The organism is Patescibacteria group bacterium, from assembly GCA_018897195.1.
Taxonomy (GTDB): Bacteria; Patescibacteriota; Patescibacteriia; order Patescibacteriales; family UBA12075; genus JAHILH01.
Genome location: JAHILH010000002.1, coordinates 20,001 through 38,671 on the forward strand (window position 1 = coordinate 20,001; position 18,671 = coordinate 38,671).

Consider the following 18,671-nt stretch of genomic DNA (forward strand, 5'->3'; position numbering starts at 1 on the left):
ACCTTATGAGAAGTCTTTATTTTAAATTGTTAAGCGTTTTTAAAACATCAGTGCCAAAGCCGTCGTTAGCCAATACCATTGAGCTTGAGGCAAAGCTAATACTAGATGTGGCTGTGTTGAGTTTTTCAAAAGTGATTTCAGCAATAGTTGCCTCGGTGTTAACGCCCGGATAAGGCTTGCCGCACATGATATTGATTTGTCCGATTTGATTATCAATTGTGTTGGCAATTAATAAGGCACAGAAAGAATTTTTTAAATCTATGTCAGTTGCTTTGACAGTGCTGGTGGAAAAATTAATCAAAGCGCCTACGGCATTGACAGCTTGTCCGTTGGGATTGGTGCTGACACGAATTGTGAAACTTGTTGATGTCGCGCTAGGATTGATAATGTTCATGTCCAGAGAAGCGGTTTTTTCAGTTGCACGTACCGGAATTCTTTCAGTTAGATCGGCACTATGACCAAAAGCAGGAAAGGATAAAGTAATGGAAACTATAATCAGGCCGACGATAAAAGTTTTTGCAAAAGAACTTATGTCGTCATAATAAAAAGGCAACCGTCCTTGAGAAAATATTTGATTTTGTTGGTTAAAAGATTTCATATGATTATTTTTTTTAAAATAGAATGCAATTTCAGAGACAACCTTCGCATACTTTTTTTTTCGTGTCAATCTTTTTGGCAAATTTAAAACTGCAAAGCATTATCAAGATTTGCAGTCTTCATAATTTTAGAAAGTGGCACTACTTTTTGGCCGTTAACAAAAACCTCCATGTTGGTAGCAATATCTAAACGCTCATTGCTAGTCTGGGCTGTTTTGAACCAACCAGGCACCGTAGCCGTCATTTTGACATTATTGGCTACACTTTGAATAATATTATTTCTAATCGGAATAGAGATATTTCCACTAATATCAGCGCTTACTTGAGCATGAACGTAAAAAACAGAAGCGGTGATGAAGATTAGAGAAATTAGGCCGATTATGACGAATTTAAAGCGATTATTGGCGCTTTTTTGAGGTATATTAATACTTCTTAAATCAATGATGAAATCAGTCGCATTAAAATCAATTGTAAATTTATTATTTTTCATAACAGTGGCATTAATAATAAATTTTATTTTGATTTCGGTATTTATTTTAGTGTTTGCAAGGTGCTTACTATCTCTTTGTTATTAATATAGCATTAGTTAATTAAGCTTAAGTTACAAAAATATTATAAATAAATTAAGAATATTTGAGTTGCAAAATTTCAATTTATAGGCTAGAATAGTATTAAATTAATAAAATATATTAAATTTATGTCAAAAGTTACTACAGATAAAGAGAAAATTGCGGAGTTATTAGATCGCGGTGTCGAGAAAATTTACCCGAATCGGGAGATGTTGGAAGCGAAATTGTTAAGAGGTGAGAAAATCAGACTTTATGGTGGTTTTGACCCCTCAGCACCTTCGTTGCACATTGGTAATGCCATTTTAATTAATAAATTGGCGCAATTTCAGAAAATGGGACACGAAGTGATTTTTTTGATTGGTGATTTTACGGGTATGATTGGTGATCCGACGGATAAGACAGCGACACGCAAGAAGTTAACACGTGAAGAAGTTTTGGATAATTGCCATAGTTACCAAAAACAAGCGGCGGCTTTTTTGGATTTTGAGGGCGAGAATGCAGCACAGGTGAAATATAATAGTGAGTGGTTGGATAAACTAACTTTCCGAGATTTAATTGAAGTGTCTTCACATTTTACGGTGCAGCAAATGATTCAACGTGATATGTTTCAAAAACGAATTGAGGAGGAAAAGCCGATTCATTTGCACGAATTTTTATACCCACTCGCGCAAGGCTATGACTCTGTGGTTATGGATGTTGATTTGGAAATCGGCGGTAATGATCAAATGTTTAACATGATGGCTGGTCGCGACTTGATGAAGTCGATGGGTAAGAAAGAGAAATTTGTAATTACATTGAAATTATTAGCGGATGATAAGGGCAAAAAGATGGGTAAGAGTGAAGGCAATGCCGTCTTCTTAGACACTGATGCGAACAATGTTTACGGCGTTATTATGAGTTGGCCAGACGGCATCGTGCCAGTAGCCTTTGAATTGTGTACTAATATTGATATTAAAGAGGTTGATGAAATTGCCAATGATATGAGGGGCACTGAAGTTAATCCGCGCGATTACAAAATGAAATTAGCCCACGAATTAACCAGAATCATTCACGGTGCCGAGGCCGCTGACCAAGCGCAGGAGCATTTTATCAAGACGGTGCAAAAGAAAGAAATTCCCGACGAGATTAAGCATTATGTATTAAAAGTTGACACTATGAACATTAAATCTAAATTTAATGTTGTTAATTTATTGCACGAAACGAGTTTAGTTGCAAGTAAGAGTGATGCGCGAAGAATGATTGAGCAGGGAGCAGTGAAGGTTGACGGGGAAGTGATTAATGATGTTGATAAAGAAGTTGAAATCGGCGATGAGGGCGTGCTTTTGCAAAAGGGCAAACGTGGATTTGTGCGTGTTATTAAAAAATAAAATTTCAGTTATTGTTAATTCGTAATTGAAGATTGAAAATTGATTAAAGTATGTATTTCCTAGAAAAAATAAAAAAAGAAATAGCCGATAAAATCAATATCACCCTGGGCGATGATTTGGTACAGGTGTCTGATTTTTCCTATCCAATGCAAGCGAGCTACGGTGATGTAAGCTTGCCTTGTTTTGAGTTGGCAAAGAAATTGAAAAAAAGTCCAGCGACTTTGGCGAGTGAGTTAATAGGGCAGATTGAGCGCGGCAAGGTGATTTCTGGTATTAGCGCAGTTGGTCCCTATTTAAATTTTGCTTTCACGAAGAGCGAATTATCAAAGGGGATTTTGAAAGAGATTGAGAAGCAAAAAGAAAGTTTTGGACAGAATAAGGAAGGCAAGAACAAGCGTGTGATGATCGAGTATTCCAATATGAACACGCACAAAGAAGTGCACATTGGTCACTTGCGTAACATTTTTTTTGGCGACAGCGTTAATAAAATTTTGGCAGCCAATGGATACAAGGTAATTCCAGTTTCATATATTAATGACTTCGGCATTCATGTGGCCAAGACTTTGTGGTGGACATTCAATCCGGCGAACAAGCGAGCGAGCGAGGCGCGTGTTGAGCATTTGATTGAAGATAAGGGTGATTTTTTGGGCACGATGTATGTTGAATCCTGCCAACAAGCCAAGGATGATAAGACCGCCGACACCTTGATCAAGATGACGATGCGCAAGATTGAAACACGCGAAGGCGAGGAGTATGCGCTTTGGCAAAAAACACGCGAGTGGAGCATTGAAGGCTTTGAAAATTTGTATAATGATTTAGGAATTAAATTCGACCATATTTTTTACGAATCAGAATATATTGATCAAGGACGCACGATGGTGAATGAATTGATTAAGAAGGGGATTTTAAAAGAAAGCCAAGGGGCGGTGATTGCCGACCTGGAAGCGGAAAACAATAGCGTGCTCGTAGTCTTGCGCTCCGACGGTACCGCGACTTATCCGGTGGCTGATTTAGCTTTGGCCTATGCCAAATTTGAGGAGTATAAGCTTGATAAATCTATTTACGTCATCGACAATCGTCAAAGTCTTTACATGAAACAATTGTTTAGCATTTTGAAGAAGATGGGCTACAAGCAAGACATGGCGCATTTGAGCTACGATTCTGTTAAATTGCCGAGTGGTCCAATGTCTTCGCGCAGCGGCAATATTATTACCTACAAAGAATTAAAACAATTACTAACTGATAGAACCGAACGTGAAATTCGCGAACGTCATCCGGCCTGGGAGGAAGAAATGATAAATAAGACCGTGCGCGTGATTGTCAACGGCGCCATGAAATTCGAAATGTTAAAAATCGGTTCTGACCAAGTGATTACTTTCGACATCGACAAAGCCGTCGAATTCAGCGGCTTCACCGGCGTCTATCTGCAATACACCTACGCCCGCATCCAAAGCATCTTGCGCAAGGCGGGGGATTGGACAGCCGAGAAGAACGACTACGAACTGGGCGAAGAAAAAGAAATCCAGCTATTATTGAAATTGGCCAAATACCCAGACATCGTCCGCAATGCCGGCACCAAAAACGACCCAAGCGAATTAGCCAAATACTTATTTGAAACCGGTCAACTGTTCAACGACTACTACCACAGCGTCCAAATCCTCAAATCCGAACCAGAAAAACGCATCGCGCGTTTATCATTAATCTCAGCCACGGCGGAGGTTTTGAAGATTGGTTTAGGGCTGTTGGGGATGGAAGTGGTAGAGGAGATGTAAATTTTGTTTGACTTCTTTAGATATTTTTTATATAAATATAATAGATTTATTAACCAGAGGTTAATTTTCGTAGTTCGTTCATTCCAATTACACAAGGAGGAAACGCTATGACGACAGATGTGGAAGAACCAGGTAGTCCGAAGATTGGGTATTTCTTGGGTACGGTTGAGATTGGCACCCATCAAGATGGACATGCATTGTTGATGGATGTCAGAAGTCATGGTCGCGTGGTTGACCAGCAGACAGCGCAAAGGGTGATCGATATTGAAATTAGCCCTGAGAAAAAAAAGATTCATCTCTATGCGATTACCGGCAAAGAACTTGGCGTGCCTGATGATGTAGACTATCTTTTGAACGGTGTATATTACTTGGCTCATCTACATGGCTTTAAGTCGTTTCCAGATGAGGTGGCACCTCTTATCTCTATGCAAGGTAACGGCCTGAGACCAGCATTAGTAGCCTCATCCTCTATGTCGTCGCACAAGTTTCGCGTTCATGGTGAAAAATTGAGTGGCATAGTGGTAGGCGACAAAACCTTGTTCACTTCGGAAGATATCGCAATATTTGCGTATCCTAGCCCTAGCCCTGGTCATTCCTAATTAGGTTGTCACAAAAAATCTCAAGCCTCGGCAAACGCCCGGGGCTTTTTTCTTAGGACTTTATGCTTTACAAAAAAATATTTTGTGGTATAATTTACTTATAAATATTTACTCAAATTTATGTCATTAACTCCCGAACAATTTAATAAATTAGCAACAAAAAAGGATTTTGATGACCTTGAGCAAAGAATTGATGAAAAATTCCTTGATAAAAAAGAGTTTCATAGCGTTATGGATGCGGTTGTGAAGAAATTAGATAATATTGAGCACGCTTTTGTATCCAATCAAGCTGCGCATGATCGATTTGAACAACGAATTTCTAGAATTGAAAAGAAGTTAGAAATAAACGCCTACTAGTCTTGACATTTTTCTCAAACATGTTAATATAAACAATATCAATCAAATATAACCATAGACAGCAGGCACAAAGATAAGTCCTGCCGAGGTAAAAAAAGCTAGTTTTAGTTTATTTTTTGTCAATCTGTGGTTATGCCACAGTTTTTTTATATACGCGTCATTCCCGCGAAGGCGGGAATCCAGGCGCCACAATGAGTGGATTAATAATTATAGAGACTAATTTAGATTGAATTGTTGATAATAATAAAACTTTGTTTGTTTATTTTCCTTATATTGGAATCAGTGTACGAGGTACCTGGATTCCCGCCTTCGCGGGAATGACGAATGAGCGGGCTGGTTATTTTAAAAATATTTTAATAATTTAAATATAAAGAGTATGCCAAAATCAAAATTGCAAAAAGGTGAGATCTTGAGAGATCTTGCTGCCAAGGTGAAAAAAGCAAAATCGGTTGTTTTTGCTGAATACAATGCCTTGACTGTAAAAGAGAATGAAGAGTTGCGTAACAACTTGAAAGCAGAAAATAGTGAATACTATGTTTCGAAGAAGACTTTGTTGGAAATTGCCTTCAAGGACATGGGCGTGGAGAATTTAAATATCCGCGACATGGCTGGTAAGATTGCTGCCATCTTCGGTTACGAAGACGAAGTAGCCCCAGCGAAGATTGTAGCTAAGTTTCAAAAGAGTCGTGAAGACAAAATGATCTTTGCCGGTGGTATCTTGGAAAACAAGTTTATCAGCGCGAAGGAAGTTGTGGCTTTATCAAAACTACCAAGCAAGCAAGAGTTATACGCTCGTTTGGTGGGCACAATGAATGCACCAGTATCTGGATTCGTCAATGTTTTGGCTGGTAATATCAGAGGTTTTGTTACTGTTTTGAAAGCGATTGAGGAGAAGAAGGCGTAAAATGCCCCTCACCCCGACCCTCTCCCGCCGGGGCGAGGGAGATTAAAATGAAATTTATAATTTAAATAATAATTAATTTTTGTTGACAGTTGAATTGGATAATTTAGTTTAATTCGTTGCTCAACTATATAAAACTATGTCAGAAGAAAAAAAAGACGTTGTTGTTCCAGAGAAATTTAAAACTTTGGTTGAAACAATCGAAAAAATGTCAGTTCTAGATTTATCAGAATTGGTAAGCATCTTAGAAGATAAATTCGGCGTTTCTGCTTCAGCTCCAGCTATGATGATGGCTGCTCCTGCAGCTGCTGGTGAAGCTGTTGAAGAAAAAGACAGCTTTGATATCGAGATCACAGAAGCTGGTGCTAACAAGATTGCAGTTATTAAAGCTGTAAGAGTTATCACTGAAATGGGTCTTAAAGAAGCAAAAGATTTAGTTGATGCAGCTCCAAAAATGGTAAAAGAAGGCGTAAAAAAAGCTGACGCTGAAAAAATTAAAGCTCAATTAGAAGAAGCTGGTGCAAAGGTAACTTTGAAATAGTTTTCATCCTATACGAAAAAAAGCATCCGCCTCGGTGGGTGCTTTTTTGATTAAGGACCGTTTTTTGCTAATTTATAATTTTTTATTTTAAATATGTGAAAAACTACTAAAACAGTAAGGCTAAAAAACGCATTATTTATTAAAATAAAAGCATTATTTATACCTAATATTAAACAAAATATATCAAAAAAAGCCACATTATTCATAAATAGAGCCTTTCTCTTGACAATAAAATAATATAACTATATAATTATTTTATAAATTAATAATATTTAAATATATTATAAGTTTACTGAAAGTTTTTGGTAAAGTTTTTTTGAATTTTACCGAATTTTTTTGTGTTAATGAAGAAATATAAAAAAAAGGAAAAAGAGGCTGAAGTAATTGACTCTAAGGATTTTGTCGAAGTTATCGGTGAAGTCGTAGAATTGATGCCAGCGTCGTCATTTAAAGTTTTGCTCCCTAACGGGCACGAAATATTAACGCATTTATCCGGTAAAATGAGAATGAATCGCATTCGCTTGTTGCCTGGTGATAGGGTTAAGGTCCAAATGAGTCCCTATGACTTAACAAAAGGACGTATCACTTTTAGAATGTAAAAATTTATCAATAATATGAAAGTAAGAGCATCAGTAAAGAAAATTTGTAAAGAATGTAAGATTGTTCGCCGCAAAGGCAGAGTGAACGTTCTTTGTGCAGTAAAAAAACACAAGCAAAGACAAGGATAATTAAATTTTAAAGATTATAAATAGTAAACAATATGGCAGTTAGAATCGCAGGAGTTACAATTCCAGATAACAAGAGAGCAGAAATTGCTTTGACTTATATTTTTGGTATTGGCTTGACCACATCAGTTAATATTTTAACCAGAACAAAAATCAACCCAGATACTAGAACTAAGGACTTGTCTGAAGACGAGGTGGCGAAATTGAGAGAAATTATTGAAAAGGAAATGCGCGTTGAGGGTGACTTGAAGCGAGACGTGGTTACAAATATTAAAAGATTAAAGGAAATCGGTTCTTACAGAGGTTTGAGACATATCAAGAGATTACCAGTGCGTGGACAAAGAACAAAGACAAACAGTCGAACAGTTCGTGGTAACGTACGTGGCCTAGCTGGATCCGGTCGAAAGAAGACTGATCAAAAAACATAAGGTTTAACAAAGATACTTAAAAGAAATTTTATTATATAGATTAATTATGTCAGACGATAACACAACAAAAGAAGAGGTTTTAGAAAAGAAGGCTGTTAAGGTTGCAAAAACTAAAAAAGCTGAAAAAACAGAAAAACCTGAGAAGATTGAAAAATCTGAAAATTCTGAGAAAGAAGAAAAAGAATTGGATATTTTAGCTGTGGGCAAAGACGCTCTTGGCATGGAAGAATTACCAGACGAAATCAAGAAGAAGATGGAAAAGAAAAAGGCAGAAGTAGCAAAAATCAGTAAGAAGGGTAAAAAGGCAGTTAAGAAAAAGAAAGTTCAACGAAAAGTAACAAGCGGCAAAGTTTTCATTAATGCCACTTATAATAATACAATCGTAAGCATTACTGATTTGCAAGGAAATGTTATTTCTTGGGCAAGCGCAGGTGTAGCTGGTTTTAAAGGACCAAAAAAATCTACTCCATACGCAGCGCAAATTATTTCTCGTTTGGCAGTTGGTAAAGCTAGAGAAGAATTCGGCTTAATGGATGTTGTTGTTTACGTAAAAGGCGTAGGCACTGGTAGAGAATCAGCAATTAGATCATTGAATAATAACGGTTTAAATATAACTCAAATTAAAGATGTGACCCCTGTGCCACATAACGGTTGTCGTCAAAGAAAACCTAGAAGAGTTTAAAATAATTATATATGGGAAACATTCACGAACCAAAATGTAAAAAGTGTAGAAGAATCGGAGAAAAACTTTTTCTTAAGGGAGAAAGATGCAGTTCAACGAAATGTGCGATGGTAAAGAGAAATTATCCGCCAGGATTCCACGGTCAAAAAGGCAAGAAAAGAGCGAGTGACTATGGTGCACAGTTGAACGAGAAACAGAAAATCAGAAACACTTATAACTTAATGGAAAAACAATTTAAATTAACATTTGATAATGCTAAGAAATTATCTGGTAACGTTGGTGAAAACTTCATCAGCTTATTGGAGACTAGATTGGACAATGTTATTTTCAGAGCTGGTTTTGCAAGTTCAAGACCGATGGCTCGTCAATTGGTTGGACATGGTTTGTTCACATTGAACGACAAGAAGATTGACATTCCTTCAGTGCAAGTTAAAACTGGAGATGTTATCAAGATTAAAGATAATAAGAAAAACAGTCCGTTATTCAAGGATTTGGCAGAAAGATTGAAGAAGTATGATGTGCCAGGATGGTTGAATGTTGAATCTAAGGATGTAATCGCTGTGAAAATTCTACATAAGCCAGATTTGAAGGATGTAATGAGAAACTTGAATGTGCATGTGGTAGTGGAATATTACTCAAGATAAATTTAATTCTAATTTATTCATAGCTACGAATCAAATTGTAGTTTTTGAAAAACAATATGCAAATTGCTTTACCAAACAAAATAGATTTTAAAAAAGGTACTAATGAGAATGAAGGTCAAATCATTATCGAACCTTGTTTTCCAGGCTATGGTATCACTTTGGGCAATGCGCTAAGGAGAGTTGTTCTTTCATCTCTACCAGGTGCAGCCCCAATCGGTATCAAAATCAAGAATGTGGATCATGAGTTTTCAGCTTTGCCACATTTGAAAGAGGATGTATTGGAGTTTGTATTAAATTTGAAACAATTAAGATTAAAACATTTCGGTGAAGGTGTGGAGAAGTTGGAATTGAAAGTGCATGGTGAAAAACAGATTACAGCTGGTGATATTGCGAAGAATGCAAATATTGAGATCGTTAACCCGGAATTAGTATTGGGTCATATTACAAGCATGGAAGGGAATTTGGACGCAGAAATCTACGTTGGCAAGGGCATGGGATATGAATCAGTTGAAGCGAGATTGCAAAAGAGTGATGAAATCGGTTACATTGAAGTTGATTCTATTTTTTCTCCAGTATTGAGCGCCAGCGTAAGCGTTGAAAACGTTCGTGTTGGTAAAATGACAAACTGGGAAAAATTGATTTTGACAGTTAGAACTGATGGTACAATTACACCAGATAAAGCTTTCGAAGAATCAGTAGAAATTTTGAAAGAACAATTCGGTGCTTTGAACATCGGTGGCGCAGCTACAGAAGAGGTTGCTAGCGAAGAATAAGATAATTAAGGAATTTAATATAATCAAATGAGACACAGAGTAAAAACTAAAACATTAGATAGAGAAAAATCACCAAGAGAATTGATGCTTAGAAACATGGCTTCAAGCGTTGTTATGTATGAAAAAATTCAGACAACAACTGTGAAGGCAAAAGTGGTAAGATCATTGGTTGAAAAGTATATTAGCGTTGCCAAGAAAGGTGATTTAGCTAGTCGTAGAAAATTAATTGCAGAATTGCCGCAAAAAATGGCAGTGATGAAGTTGATGGATGTTTTGGGTGCAAAATATAAGGAAGTGCAAGGTGGTTATACCAGAATCGTTAAAATCGGCAACCGAAAGGGTGATGGCGCTGAAATTTCACAAATTGAATTAGTATAAATAAATAGTTTTAAATAATATATATGATTAAGGCAGAAAGAAAATTACATAAAATTGATTGTACTGACCAAGCTGTTGGCAGAGTAGCAAGTGAAATTGCTATCCTTTTACGAGGCAAAAATAAACCGGAATTTCAACCACATATTGATGCTGGTGATATTGTTGAAGTAACTAACGTTGATAAGTTCAAATTTACAGGTAAGAAATTGGACCAGAAGAAATATTTTAGTTATTCAGGTTACCAAAGTGGTTTGAAAGAAAAGAAAATGAGCGTAGTGAATGAAAAAGACCCAGGTGATATTTTGAAAAGAGCGGTTAGAGACATGTTGCCTCCAGTTAAATTTAGAGTTGATATGTTAAGAAGATTAATTATTCGATAAAATTATGAATTTAGAAGAAAATACAACAAAAGACGTAACAGATTTAGCTGAGGTAGAGGCACCAATCGGATCAGATGAAATCGTGAAGTTTAAGGGTAAATACACCGAAACTGTTGGTCGTCGAAAGACTTCCGTAGCTCGTGTTCGTGTTTACAAAAACGGTAACGGTTTTGTGATGGTTAACGACCAAAAATTAGTGAACTATTTTGCTAATGATAAAGTTGTAGTTGTAAGACAACCATTAAAATTAACAAGTCATTTACGAGATTTAAATATTTCTATTATTACCAATGGTGGTGGATTGAAAGGTCAAGCGGAAGCAATCAGACACGGTATCGCCAGAGCCTTGGTAGAAATCGAGCCAGAAGTAAAAGATTCTATCAAATCAAAAGGTTGGTTGACAAGAGATGCAAGAAGAAAGGAAAGAAAGAAGCCAGGTTTGAAGAAAGCGAGAAAAGCGCCACAATGGTCAAAACGTTAAAAATCAAACGATTATATATAAAAAATCCTCTAGAAATAGAGGATTTTTTTATTAGGCAATTTTTAATCTTTTTTTAATTATGATGTAATATGATATTAACATCCTCGTAAGTTTGTTCAGATAAATAGTTTACATATTAATAAAATTTCGAGATATTTCATATAAGAAATATTTCACCTTTTTAAATTTGATTATATGAAACAAGCGACTTTTAAAAAAATGAGTAAAAAATTCAAAGACTCTTTGGCTGCGGTGATGATTTTCACGCTAGTCATGAGTCTTTTTTCATTGAGCTTTGTTACAACTTCTTTGGCTACGGCTCAATCTACATTTACGGCGTCTGAAACAGTTCCTAATTCCGCAGTCGGCGCTGATACGCAAGCCGCAGTTGCGGCAACCACGGTTGCTAATATAACTAGTTCGGAAGCAGGCTTAGAGGCGATAACCGGCATAGTTGGGTATACTGTAAGTACTGGTGCGGCTGGCGATATTGTCTTCACGCATACAGGGACAGCCATTGATGGTAATCCGGTCTATGAAGAAGATCTTGATGGAAATGGCACATATGATGATGTGGTGGCCAATATTGCTAATACTGATAGTGTGGTTGGTAATGCCGCCGTGCAATCACAGACAGACATTACGATTGATACCGCCTTTGCCGATGGTCATACCTTGGTTATTGATAATTGTACGATTTCATTTACTGATGGCGCTGTCGTTGATACTGATTGTTCAGATGATGCTGCTGCCGTGGATACAACTGCTGCGGGTAGTTATGACACCGCTGTCGAACAGGCTGATTATCTAGCTACTTTTAGTGGCTTGGATAATTATGCATTTAGCAATGGAGCTGGAGCTGGAGATGCGGTATTTCGAATTACGCATTCAACTGTAGCCGTAGATGGTAATCCAGCTGAAAGCAGTGGAATAACAGATGCCGACGGTAGGGTAACGGCTGCAGTTGTGGTTGCTGGTGAGGCGATGATTCAGTCAGTTAATACAATTGCTATCACGGGCGATATCACTAGTGGAGCAAAGATAAGGTTTAATGGAGTTTTGGTAATTACGTTTACCGGAAATACTTCAACAGATACGGATGCTAGTAATGACACGGCTTCAATTAGTCCTTTTCAAAGCGCGGGCGCTCAGGTTGATACTGTAACCCCTGCAAATATTGAAGTGGGCGATGTTTTTACGGTCACAATTGGTGGCACTGATTATGTAGCTACTGCCACTGCGGCGACTGTTCTGAATATTGTGGAGTTATTGCAACCCTTAGTTGATGCTGATGCAGCGGTGACCTGTACTGAAGATGACACTAAAATTACTTGTACTGCTGATACGGCTGGCACTGCATTTACTTTGACGGCAGCGGCTGTTAATGCAACCGACATTGCTCAAGAAGTGACATTTACTCCCTCCAGCGTTGTTAGCAGCGAAACGTTTAATGTGGTAATAAATGGCACTACTTATAGCTTTAAGGCGACCGCGGCGACTGCGCAAAATGTTGTTGAGGGTTTGCAACCTTTGATTGATGCGAATGCGGCTGTGACTTGTACCGAGGATGACGTTATGGTTATTTGTGTGGCGGATGTGGCTGGTACTGCTTTTACTTATAGCGCTAGTGTTACCGAGGCGCCATCATCTGGCGGTGTTATTACACCTACGCCCTTACCGCCAATAGTTACAGCAGTCAATGTTCCGTTGACAATCTCGACAGGACAATCAGGGACAATGACGTTAACCTTTGAAGATGCTACTATGATAAAGATTGAGGTGCCAAAGGGTGCAGTCGCCGGTCTGACGACGTTTAATGTGGAAATGAGTATGGCAACTGGCAATGAGATGCCAGCAAGTGGCACGGTAGCTGTCTTGGTTGGAAATAAAATTTTCAATATTAATGCCAGGGATAGTAAGCATAATATTGTAAAAAATTTTTCCGGCGATTTAGTTGTAACTGTTTCTTTGCCAGAATTAACCACTAATACATCGGGCCTAGGTGTGTATTGGCTTAATGAGGTGAGCGGACTATGGGTTTTGGTGCCAGGCGCAGATTTCGCAAGCACTGCTGGTTTGGTTACCTTTAGCATAAGTCATTTAACTAAGTTTGCAGCGATAAACGCAATTAATACACCTGGGCTAATTTCAACTCCAGGCGGAACTAGTGTTTCTGTCGAAGAGCCAACTTTGATTAGTAAGAAAATTTATACTGATGGTACCTTGGTACGAACCCCAGACAAGAGAATTTATGTAATTATTAGTGGCAAGCTACAACATATAACAACTTTGCAAGAACTTATTCAGTATATTGGCAAAAAAATTATCAATGTTGGTTATGGCAATCTTGGTGGCTATGAAAAAATTGTTCCAGCGGCAAAGAAGTATGCTGATGGCACTCTACTTCGCGCCACTAACAAGAAGATCTATGTCGTTATGAATGGCAAAAAGAAGCAAGTTATGAATCTGGTTGAATTGCGAGCAAAACATGCTAATAAACCAATTCATAATGTTTCTGAAAGTATTTTGGGTCAATATTAAAAAGGCTTAAAATAAGTATAAATACGTCTCATTACGATGAGACGTATTTATTTTGTCTTAAAAGCAAAATATGCTATAATATATCCACAAGTAAATAATCCCCAAAATGAAGTCAAAAATTTTATATTTCAATCTGGCTATTTTTATTATAGTGGCAGCCTCTGTGTTCGCGGCTGGTTTTTTGTTGATAAAAAGCACATTGCCGACCTCAGCTGCTGATACTGACACGACAACAATTGATGATAAGGTACCTCCCGTTATTTCTAATATTAAAATTGAAAACACAACAGCAACTTCAACGGAAATTTCATGGGAGACTGATGAGAATGCCGATTCGATGATTAATTTTGGCCTGGATAAGCGCTATGGTGTTGAGCGTGAGCCGCGAGCTGACAAGATTAAACATACTATTCTTTTGGAAGATTTATTGCCGGGGCAGAATTATTATTTTCGAGCTATTTCAACTGATGCAGTTGGAAATCAAGGTATTTCTAATGATTTTAGTTTTTTAACTACTGGTGAAAGTAATAATAACGTCAGTTTGGATAGTAAAACTGGTTACGCAGCCAAGATATTGGAAACTGGTTTTGGTGGCTTGCGTGAGAAGATATTAGAATTGGGCAAAGGTGGCTTGAGCGCGGTGGAGAAAGAACAATTATTAAATATGGTGGATGAGTTAGCCAAAGAGGTAAGCTTGGATAAGGGCTATAAGGATAGTCGTATTGGCGACCAGGCAGAAAATATTACGAACCAAATTGTGGAAAATATCGGTCAAATTACCAGTGAAGGTGACTTGAAAGAAATTGATCAGGCAGTCAAGCAAAGAGCAGCGGAAATTTCTAAGCCACCAGAGATTATTTTGGATAATGCAACTGTAGAGGTCGGCATTGATTATGCGATTATTTCTTGGGCGACCGATCGAGAAGCAAACTCAATGGTGTCAATTGCTAAAGAGGGTGACTATGAACCAGATGCCGAAGATCCATATGTTTGGAAAGAGGGCGAGCCAACTGAATATGTTCTAGGACATCAAATAACGATAACTGGTTTGATACCGTCAATGGTTTATCATTTCCAAGTATCATCAGCTGATGAAATGGGCATGACTGGCAAGAGCTCGGACAAGAGTTTTAAAACTAAATCAGTAGCTCCGGAGATTTATAATGTGCATACGTCTAAAATTGAAGAAGAGTCAGCCACGATTGGTTTTATGACCAATGTGCCATGTTCAGCTATTATCGAGTACAAAAATTTAAATACCAACGAAACAAAGATGGAAGGTAACTCTTCATTTTTGACAGTACACTCTGTGCATTTGAAGAATTTAACCTTTGATACTTATTATTCTGTTATTGTTCGAGTTGAGAGTGAATCCGGCGAAAAGGCGGTGAGTGCGCCAATTACCTTTATCACCATCAAGGATGAGTATGCGCCCGTAATCACTAAAGTAAACACTGAGTCAACACTTTATCCTGGTTCGGAGAATAAAGTCCAAACTATTGCTAACTGGTGGACAGATGAGCCAGCTAAGTGTCAATTGTTTTATCACCAAGGCTTAATATCAGCTGATGAGCCATCAGCCTTGCCTATTGAGGATGGTTATAATTTGAAACACGTGGAAGTAATGACTAACTTTTTACCAGCTAGTGTTTATAAATATTGGATTATTTGTGAAGATTCAGCAAGGAATAAAAAGAAGTCTGACGATTTTACAATGTTAACGCCGAGTCAAGAAGAAAGTATCATCGATATTATTATCAAGAACTTTGAGCAACAGTTTAGTTGGCTTAAGAAGAAATAGAATTAATGCTCCCTCACCCCAGCCCTCTCCCGGCGGGGCGAGGGAGATACAAAAAATGCCAGAACCAATTATACAAGCTAAAGGATTAGAGATTACCTATAACCTTGGAAAAGAAAATGAATATAAGGCGACTTGGGGGGTAGATTTTGAAATCTATCCTGGGGAGTTTATCGCTTTTTTTGGTCCATCCGGTTGTGGCAAGTCAACAATCATGTATACTATCTTGGGAGTGTTAGCGCCGTCGGGCGGACAGCTCTTAGTGAAGGGTGAGAATCCTTATTCGTTTTCGCCGGAAGAAATGGTAAATTTTCAAACACAGACAATCGGGATTATTTATCAAGCCTTTTTTCTTATCCCGTCGTTGTCGGTAGTGGATAATGTCGCTTTACCGCAAATTTTTCACGGCACCTCACCAGCCAAGCGTAATGCCTGGGCACTGCAATTGTTAAAGCGTTTTGGCATGGATGGAGCAGGCAACAAGTTTGCTGATAACTTATCGGGTGGACAGAGTCAGCGTGTTTCTGTAGCCAGAGCCTTGGTAAATAATCCGGATATTTTATTAGCGGATGAGCCGACTGGTAACCTTGATAGTGTATCTACAAAACAAGTAATGGACTCCTTGGAGGAGATTAATATGATTGATAAGCGCACGGTAATATTGATTACGCACAACGCAGCGCAGTTGTCTTACGCGCATCGGGTCTTTTATTTTAAAGATGGCCTTTTGCAACGTGTGGTGCCGAATCCCGAGAAAAAACAAATTGCCAAGATTGATAGACAAAAGATTCTAATTACCGAAATGGATAAATTATCTAAGATTTATCCTTATAATACGCCAACCGAGTTAAAGGTAAAAAGTATTGTTAATTTTTTGACGCAAGATTTTACCTTTGATCAAATATTAAAATTAGAGGAGTTTACACAGTTAATGGTGGAGCGACTAATTGACAAACCGAAATATCTCAATGCCCTGATTCAAAGTTTTGCCGATGGTGGCGTTGGTATTGATGAGGACGTAGCCATGGTAATGGCGGATAAGGTGGAAAAAGTATTGATGCAATCAGAGGATGCGCGTCGTTTCCGTCGCCGCTTTTCGACTAATAATTTTTTTTCCCAGGAGAACGTTTTGATAAATAGACTGACGGGTTATGTTGTTCAAGAATACCCAGAAGTAATGACCACGATTCAAAAAAGAAGATTAAGGGAATTAGTTTATAATCGTATTGCCGGTTTGATTAGTCGAGATGAGTTTGAGGCCTCCCTGGCGACACCTTTAGAAGGTGGCGGTTTAGGATTTGTTAAGAAGAAAGCGAGAAAATTAACTTTATATTTTGAAAAAATATTAATTCAGGGCTCAGAAGATAAAGGGCACGGACACTAATTTTATGATGCGACCGCAGGATACAATTTCATTAGCAACGCGCATGTTTCGAACGCGACCGGCACGAACCTGGTTGACGATTTTTGGTATCGGCGTTGGTATTGCGGCGGTGGTTATTTTGGTGGGCCTGGGTTATGGTTTGCAAGGTGTATTGTTGGAGCAGATTGTGTTTGGTGATGCGATGTTGAGTTTGAATGTGGTGACACCACCATCAAAGGTTGTAGTGATTAATAAGGAAGAAGTTGTTAATTTAAAGAAGCTTGATAATGTTGAAGATGTAGCGCCGATGGCCGCTTTTGCGACACAGATTACTTTCGGTAATTTGAATGGTAGTGCCATGCTCAACGGTGTTGATCCAACTTATTTCCGTTACGCCGGCGTGGTTGCCCAGGAGGGAAAATTATTTGACAAGGGGGAGAATGATGCAGTTGTTTTATCATCAGCCGCCTTAAAACTCTTTAACAAGGAAGCGAAGGAGATTATTGGACAAAAGATGAGCTTTAAGGTTTTTTTGCCGATTGAAGGGACTACGGACACACAGGAAGTGCCATTAAATAAAGAGTATATAGTAAAAGGTATAATTGCTGACGAAACCTCAATTTTTGCTTATATTCAATTAGGGGAGTTTACTTCTAATTTTTCAATCCCTTTTTATGAGAAAGCCAGGGTCAAGGTGACTGATCGTGCCTATTTGGATACCGTGGAAGCAGTTATTATTGGTAAAGGCTTCGTGGTGTCATCTCTGTCTAAGACAGTTGATCAAGCTAATAAAATCTTTAGTGGTATTCAGGTGATGTTGGCTTTGTTTGGTGGTATCGCCTTGATTGTATCGGCGATTGGTATGTTTAACACGATGACGGTAACACTCTTGGAACGTACCAAAGAGATTGGAATTATGCGGACGATTGGTGGATCGCCCCTGAAGATTAAAGTCATGTTTTTAACTGAGTCAATGTTGATGGGTACGCTCGGTGGCCTGGTTGGCATAGGAATGGGCGTTGGTGGGGGATTAACGATTAATTTTATTTTAAGTATTGTGGCCGTGAACATGGGCGGTATGGCCATGAGTTTATTTAGATTTCCAATTTGGTTTTTGACTTTTATTGCCGTGTTCTCGATGGTGATGGGATACCTTACTGGACTATTTCCGTCTAAGCGAGCAGGGTCACTTAATCCGCTAGACGCGATTCGAGGATAATTTTTATGCAATTAAACTCTTTAACTAAAAACGAAAAACAAGTTGCCATTATTTCGATTATCATGGCTTGTTTTTTGCTTGTTTGGCATATTCATGGTTTTTTTCCTAAAAGAGTTGCAAAAAATATTGAAATAGATGAGGCAGTGGGGCAACAAATTCCTTTGCCGCCAAAATTTTCACGCATAACTTTTTTTCATTCAGCTAAGCCGATTTGCACACTGGCAATTCCTGAGGCTTGGGAGGGAAAGTATCGCTTACGAGACAACGGTAGTGAAGCTCATTTTTTGTATATTCAAGAGGAAGGTGATCCAGAATTATTTTATATTAAAAAATATAAAAAAAATGGAAAGATGGATGAGGTAAATGAGAAGAAAATTTTGGAAACTAAAAGTAATGTATATGTGGCTGGCTTATCCACACAAGGTGTTGACAAGTTTGTGCACAAAGACGAATTTGAAAAAATGACAAAAGAACTTGCCGAGGTATTGAATAATTTTAGATGTTTCTAGGGGTATTTTTTATTTTATATTAGCTTTTTTTCTATCAATATTTTAATG

General features: G+C 38.0%; 22 protein-coding genes and 1 other annotated feature. Of the genes, 20 read left to right on the forward strand and 2 right to left on the reverse strand.

The window, feature by feature from the left end; genetic code table 11:
* Nucleotides 1–16 precede the first annotated feature (16 nt).
* Nucleotides 17–598: a hypothetical protein gene (locus KKD45_02800; protein ID MBU4309430.1), complete on the reverse strand. Its 582-nt coding sequence runs from the start codon at nucleotides 596–598 to the stop codon at nucleotides 17–19.
* 83 nt (nucleotides 599–681) lie between these two features.
* Nucleotides 682–1,086, reverse strand: coding sequence for a hypothetical protein (locus tag KKD45_02805; GenBank protein MBU4309431.1), 405 nt, complete (start codon nucleotides 1,084–1,086; stop codon nucleotides 682–684).
* A 207-nt stretch (nucleotides 1,087–1,293) separates the two neighbouring features.
* Between KKD45_02805 and KKD45_02810 the strand changes: the two genes are divergently transcribed.
* From KKD45_02810 to KKD45_02905, 20 genes are all read left to right on the forward strand, one after another.
* Nucleotides 1,294–2,532, forward strand: a complete 1,239-nt coding sequence (locus KKD45_02810) for a tyrosine--tRNA ligase (protein ID MBU4309432.1) — start codon at nucleotides 1,294–1,296, stop codon at nucleotides 2,530–2,532.
* 50 nt (nucleotides 2,533–2,582) lie between these two features.
* Complete coding sequence (gene argS, locus KKD45_02815; protein MBU4309433.1) at nucleotides 2,583–4,304, forward strand: arginine--tRNA ligase; 1,722 nt, start codon at nucleotides 2,583–2,585, stop codon at nucleotides 4,302–4,304.
* A gap of 107 nt (nucleotides 4,305–4,411) precedes the next feature.
* Nucleotides 4,412–4,903 carry a hypothetical protein gene (locus KKD45_02820; GenBank protein ID MBU4309434.1) on the forward strand — a complete coding sequence of 164 codons (492 nt, stop codon included), beginning with the start codon at nucleotides 4,412–4,414 and terminating at the stop codon, nucleotides 4,901–4,903.
* 120 nt (nucleotides 4,904–5,023) lie between these two features.
* Nucleotides 5,024–5,260: a hypothetical protein gene (locus KKD45_02825; protein ID MBU4309435.1), complete on the forward strand. Its 237-nt coding sequence runs from the start codon at nucleotides 5,024–5,026 to the stop codon at nucleotides 5,258–5,260.
* A 34-nt stretch (nucleotides 5,261–5,294) separates the two neighbouring features.
* Nucleotides 5,295–5,416, forward strand: a sequence feature (ribosomal protein L10 leader region).
* A gap of 220 nt (nucleotides 5,417–5,636) precedes the next feature.
* Entirely contained in the window at nucleotides 5,637–6,164 is a 528-nt protein-coding gene (rplJ, locus tag KKD45_02830; GenBank protein MBU4309436.1) for a 50S ribosomal protein L10, read from the forward strand.
* A gap of 136 nt (nucleotides 6,165–6,300) precedes the next feature.
* Complete coding sequence (gene rplL, locus KKD45_02835) at nucleotides 6,301–6,702, forward strand: 50S ribosomal protein L7/L12 (GenBank protein ID MBU4309437.1); 402 nt, start codon at nucleotides 6,301–6,303, stop codon at nucleotides 6,700–6,702.
* Between the two features lie 383 nt (nucleotides 6,703–7,085).
* Nucleotides 7,086–7,301 carry a translation initiation factor IF-1 gene (infA, locus tag KKD45_02840; protein MBU4309438.1) on the forward strand — a complete coding sequence of 72 codons (216 nt, stop codon included), beginning with the start codon at nucleotides 7,086–7,088 and terminating at the stop codon, nucleotides 7,299–7,301.
* 15 nt (nucleotides 7,302–7,316) lie between these two features.
* Nucleotides 7,317–7,430 (forward strand): 50S ribosomal protein L36, encoded by a 114-nt coding sequence (gene rpmJ / locus KKD45_02845; GenBank protein MBU4309439.1) that lies wholly within the window; start codon nucleotides 7,317–7,319, stop codon nucleotides 7,428–7,430.
* A gap of 32 nt (nucleotides 7,431–7,462) precedes the next feature.
* On the forward strand, nucleotides 7,463–7,855 hold the full coding sequence (rpsM, locus tag KKD45_02850) for a 30S ribosomal protein S13 (protein MBU4309440.1): 393 nt from the start codon (nucleotides 7,463–7,465) through the stop codon (nucleotides 7,853–7,855).
* A 253-nt stretch (nucleotides 7,856–8,108) separates the two neighbouring features.
* Nucleotides 8,109–8,537: a 30S ribosomal protein S11 gene (gene rpsK / locus KKD45_02855; protein ID MBU4309441.1), complete on the forward strand. Its 429-nt coding sequence runs from the start codon at nucleotides 8,109–8,111 to the stop codon at nucleotides 8,535–8,537.
* 11 nt (nucleotides 8,538–8,548) lie between these two features.
* The gene (gene rpsD / locus KKD45_02860; GenBank protein MBU4309442.1) at nucleotides 8,549–9,181 is read left to right on the forward strand and encodes a 30S ribosomal protein S4; all 633 of its coding nucleotides are present in this window, start codon (nucleotides 8,549–8,551) and stop codon (nucleotides 9,179–9,181) included.
* Between the two features lie 56 nt (nucleotides 9,182–9,237).
* A complete protein-coding gene (locus KKD45_02865) occupies nucleotides 9,238–9,954 on the forward strand; it encodes a DNA-directed RNA polymerase subunit alpha (protein ID MBU4309443.1) in 717 nt (238 codons plus the stop codon).
* 27 nt (nucleotides 9,955–9,981) lie between these two features.
* Complete coding sequence (gene rplQ, locus KKD45_02870; protein MBU4309444.1) at nucleotides 9,982–10,332, forward strand: 50S ribosomal protein L17; 351 nt, start codon at nucleotides 9,982–9,984, stop codon at nucleotides 10,330–10,332.
* A gap of 23 nt (nucleotides 10,333–10,355) precedes the next feature.
* The gene (rplM, locus tag KKD45_02875) at nucleotides 10,356–10,712 is read left to right on the forward strand and encodes a 50S ribosomal protein L13 (protein ID MBU4309445.1); all 357 of its coding nucleotides are present in this window, start codon (nucleotides 10,356–10,358) and stop codon (nucleotides 10,710–10,712) included.
* A gap of 4 nt (nucleotides 10,713–10,716) precedes the next feature.
* On the forward strand, nucleotides 10,717–11,193 hold the full coding sequence (rpsI, locus tag KKD45_02880; GenBank protein MBU4309446.1) for a 30S ribosomal protein S9: 477 nt from the start codon (nucleotides 10,717–10,719) through the stop codon (nucleotides 11,191–11,193).
* Between the two features lie 219 nt (nucleotides 11,194–11,412).
* Nucleotides 11,413–13,734, forward strand: a complete 2,322-nt coding sequence (locus tag KKD45_02885; GenBank protein ID MBU4309447.1) for a hypothetical protein — start codon at nucleotides 11,413–11,415, stop codon at nucleotides 13,732–13,734.
* A 106-nt stretch (nucleotides 13,735–13,840) separates the two neighbouring features.
* On the forward strand, nucleotides 13,841–15,535 hold the full coding sequence (locus KKD45_02890) for a hypothetical protein (GenBank protein MBU4309448.1): 1,695 nt from the start codon (nucleotides 13,841–13,843) through the stop codon (nucleotides 15,533–15,535).
* Between the two features lie 55 nt (nucleotides 15,536–15,590).
* Entirely contained in the window at nucleotides 15,591–16,916 is a 1,326-nt protein-coding gene (locus KKD45_02895; protein ID MBU4309449.1) for an ABC transporter ATP-binding protein, read from the forward strand.
* A gap of 4 nt (nucleotides 16,917–16,920) precedes the next feature.
* Nucleotides 16,921–18,114 carry an ABC transporter permease gene (locus tag KKD45_02900; GenBank protein MBU4309450.1) on the forward strand — a complete coding sequence of 398 codons (1,194 nt, stop codon included), beginning with the start codon at nucleotides 16,921–16,923 and terminating at the stop codon, nucleotides 18,112–18,114.
* A 5-nt stretch (nucleotides 18,115–18,119) separates the two neighbouring features.
* The gene (locus KKD45_02905; GenBank protein MBU4309451.1) at nucleotides 18,120–18,623 is read left to right on the forward strand and encodes a hypothetical protein; all 504 of its coding nucleotides are present in this window, start codon (nucleotides 18,120–18,122) and stop codon (nucleotides 18,621–18,623) included.
* The last annotated feature ends 48 nt before the right edge of the window (nucleotides 18,624–18,671 follow it).

Excerpts from the sequence above, each read along its gene's own strand:
- argS (MBU4309433.1), top strand. The coding sequence starts at position 2,583 with ATGTATTTCCTAGAAAAAATAAAAAAAGAAATAGCCGATAAAATCAAT.
- KKD45_02800 (MBU4309430.1), bottom strand. The coding sequence starts at position 598 with ATGAAATCTTTTAACCAACAAAATCAAATATTTTCTCAAGGACGGTTG.
- KKD45_02865 (MBU4309443.1), top strand. The coding sequence starts at position 9,238 with ATGCAAATTGCTTTACCAAACAAAATAGATTTTAAAAAAGGTACTAAT.
- KKD45_02890 (MBU4309448.1), top strand. The coding sequence starts at position 13,841 with ATGAAGTCAAAAATTTTATATTTCAATCTGGCTATTTTTATTATAGTG.
- KKD45_02900 (MBU4309450.1), top strand. The coding sequence starts at position 16,921 with ATGATGCGACCGCAGGATACAATTTCATTAGCAACGCGCATGTTTCGA.
- rplJ (MBU4309436.1), top strand. The coding sequence starts at position 5,637 with ATGCCAAAATCAAAATTGCAAAAAGGTGAGATCTTGAGAGATCTTGCT.
- KKD45_02825 (MBU4309435.1), top strand. The coding sequence starts at position 5,024 with ATGTCATTAACTCCCGAACAATTTAATAAATTAGCAACAAAAAAGGAT.
- KKD45_02805 (MBU4309431.1), bottom strand. The coding sequence starts at position 1,086 with ATGAAAAATAATAAATTTACAATTGATTTTAATGCGACTGATTTCATC.
- rpsK (MBU4309441.1), top strand. The coding sequence starts at position 8,109 with ATGGAAAAGAAAAAGGCAGAAGTAGCAAAAATCAGTAAGAAGGGTAAA.
- rplM (MBU4309445.1), top strand. The coding sequence starts at position 10,356 with ATGATTAAGGCAGAAAGAAAATTACATAAAATTGATTGTACTGACCAA.
- rpmJ (MBU4309439.1), top strand. The coding sequence starts at position 7,317 with ATGAAAGTAAGAGCATCAGTAAAGAAAATTTGTAAAGAATGTAAGATT.
- KKD45_02905 (MBU4309451.1), top strand. The coding sequence starts at position 18,120 with ATGCAATTAAACTCTTTAACTAAAAACGAAAAACAAGTTGCCATTATT.
- KKD45_02820 (MBU4309434.1), top strand. The coding sequence starts at position 4,412 with ATGACGACAGATGTGGAAGAACCAGGTAGTCCGAAGATTGGGTATTTC.
- rplQ (MBU4309444.1), top strand. The coding sequence starts at position 9,982 with ATGAGACACAGAGTAAAAACTAAAACATTAGATAGAGAAAAATCACCA.
- KKD45_02810 (MBU4309432.1), top strand. The coding sequence starts at position 1,294 with ATGTCAAAAGTTACTACAGATAAAGAGAAAATTGCGGAGTTATTAGAT.
- rpsM (MBU4309440.1), top strand. The coding sequence starts at position 7,463 with ATGGCAGTTAGAATCGCAGGAGTTACAATTCCAGATAACAAGAGAGCA.
- rpsI (MBU4309446.1), top strand. The coding sequence starts at position 10,717 with ATGAATTTAGAAGAAAATACAACAAAAGACGTAACAGATTTAGCTGAG.
- rplL (MBU4309437.1), top strand. The coding sequence starts at position 6,301 with ATGTCAGAAGAAAAAAAAGACGTTGTTGTTCCAGAGAAATTTAAAACT.
- KKD45_02895 (MBU4309449.1), top strand. The coding sequence starts at position 15,591 with ATGCCAGAACCAATTATACAAGCTAAAGGATTAGAGATTACCTATAAC.
- rpsD (MBU4309442.1), top strand. The coding sequence starts at position 8,549 with ATGGGAAACATTCACGAACCAAAATGTAAAAAGTGTAGAAGAATCGGA.
- KKD45_02885 (MBU4309447.1), top strand. The coding sequence starts at position 11,413 with ATGAGTAAAAAATTCAAAGACTCTTTGGCTGCGGTGATGATTTTCACG.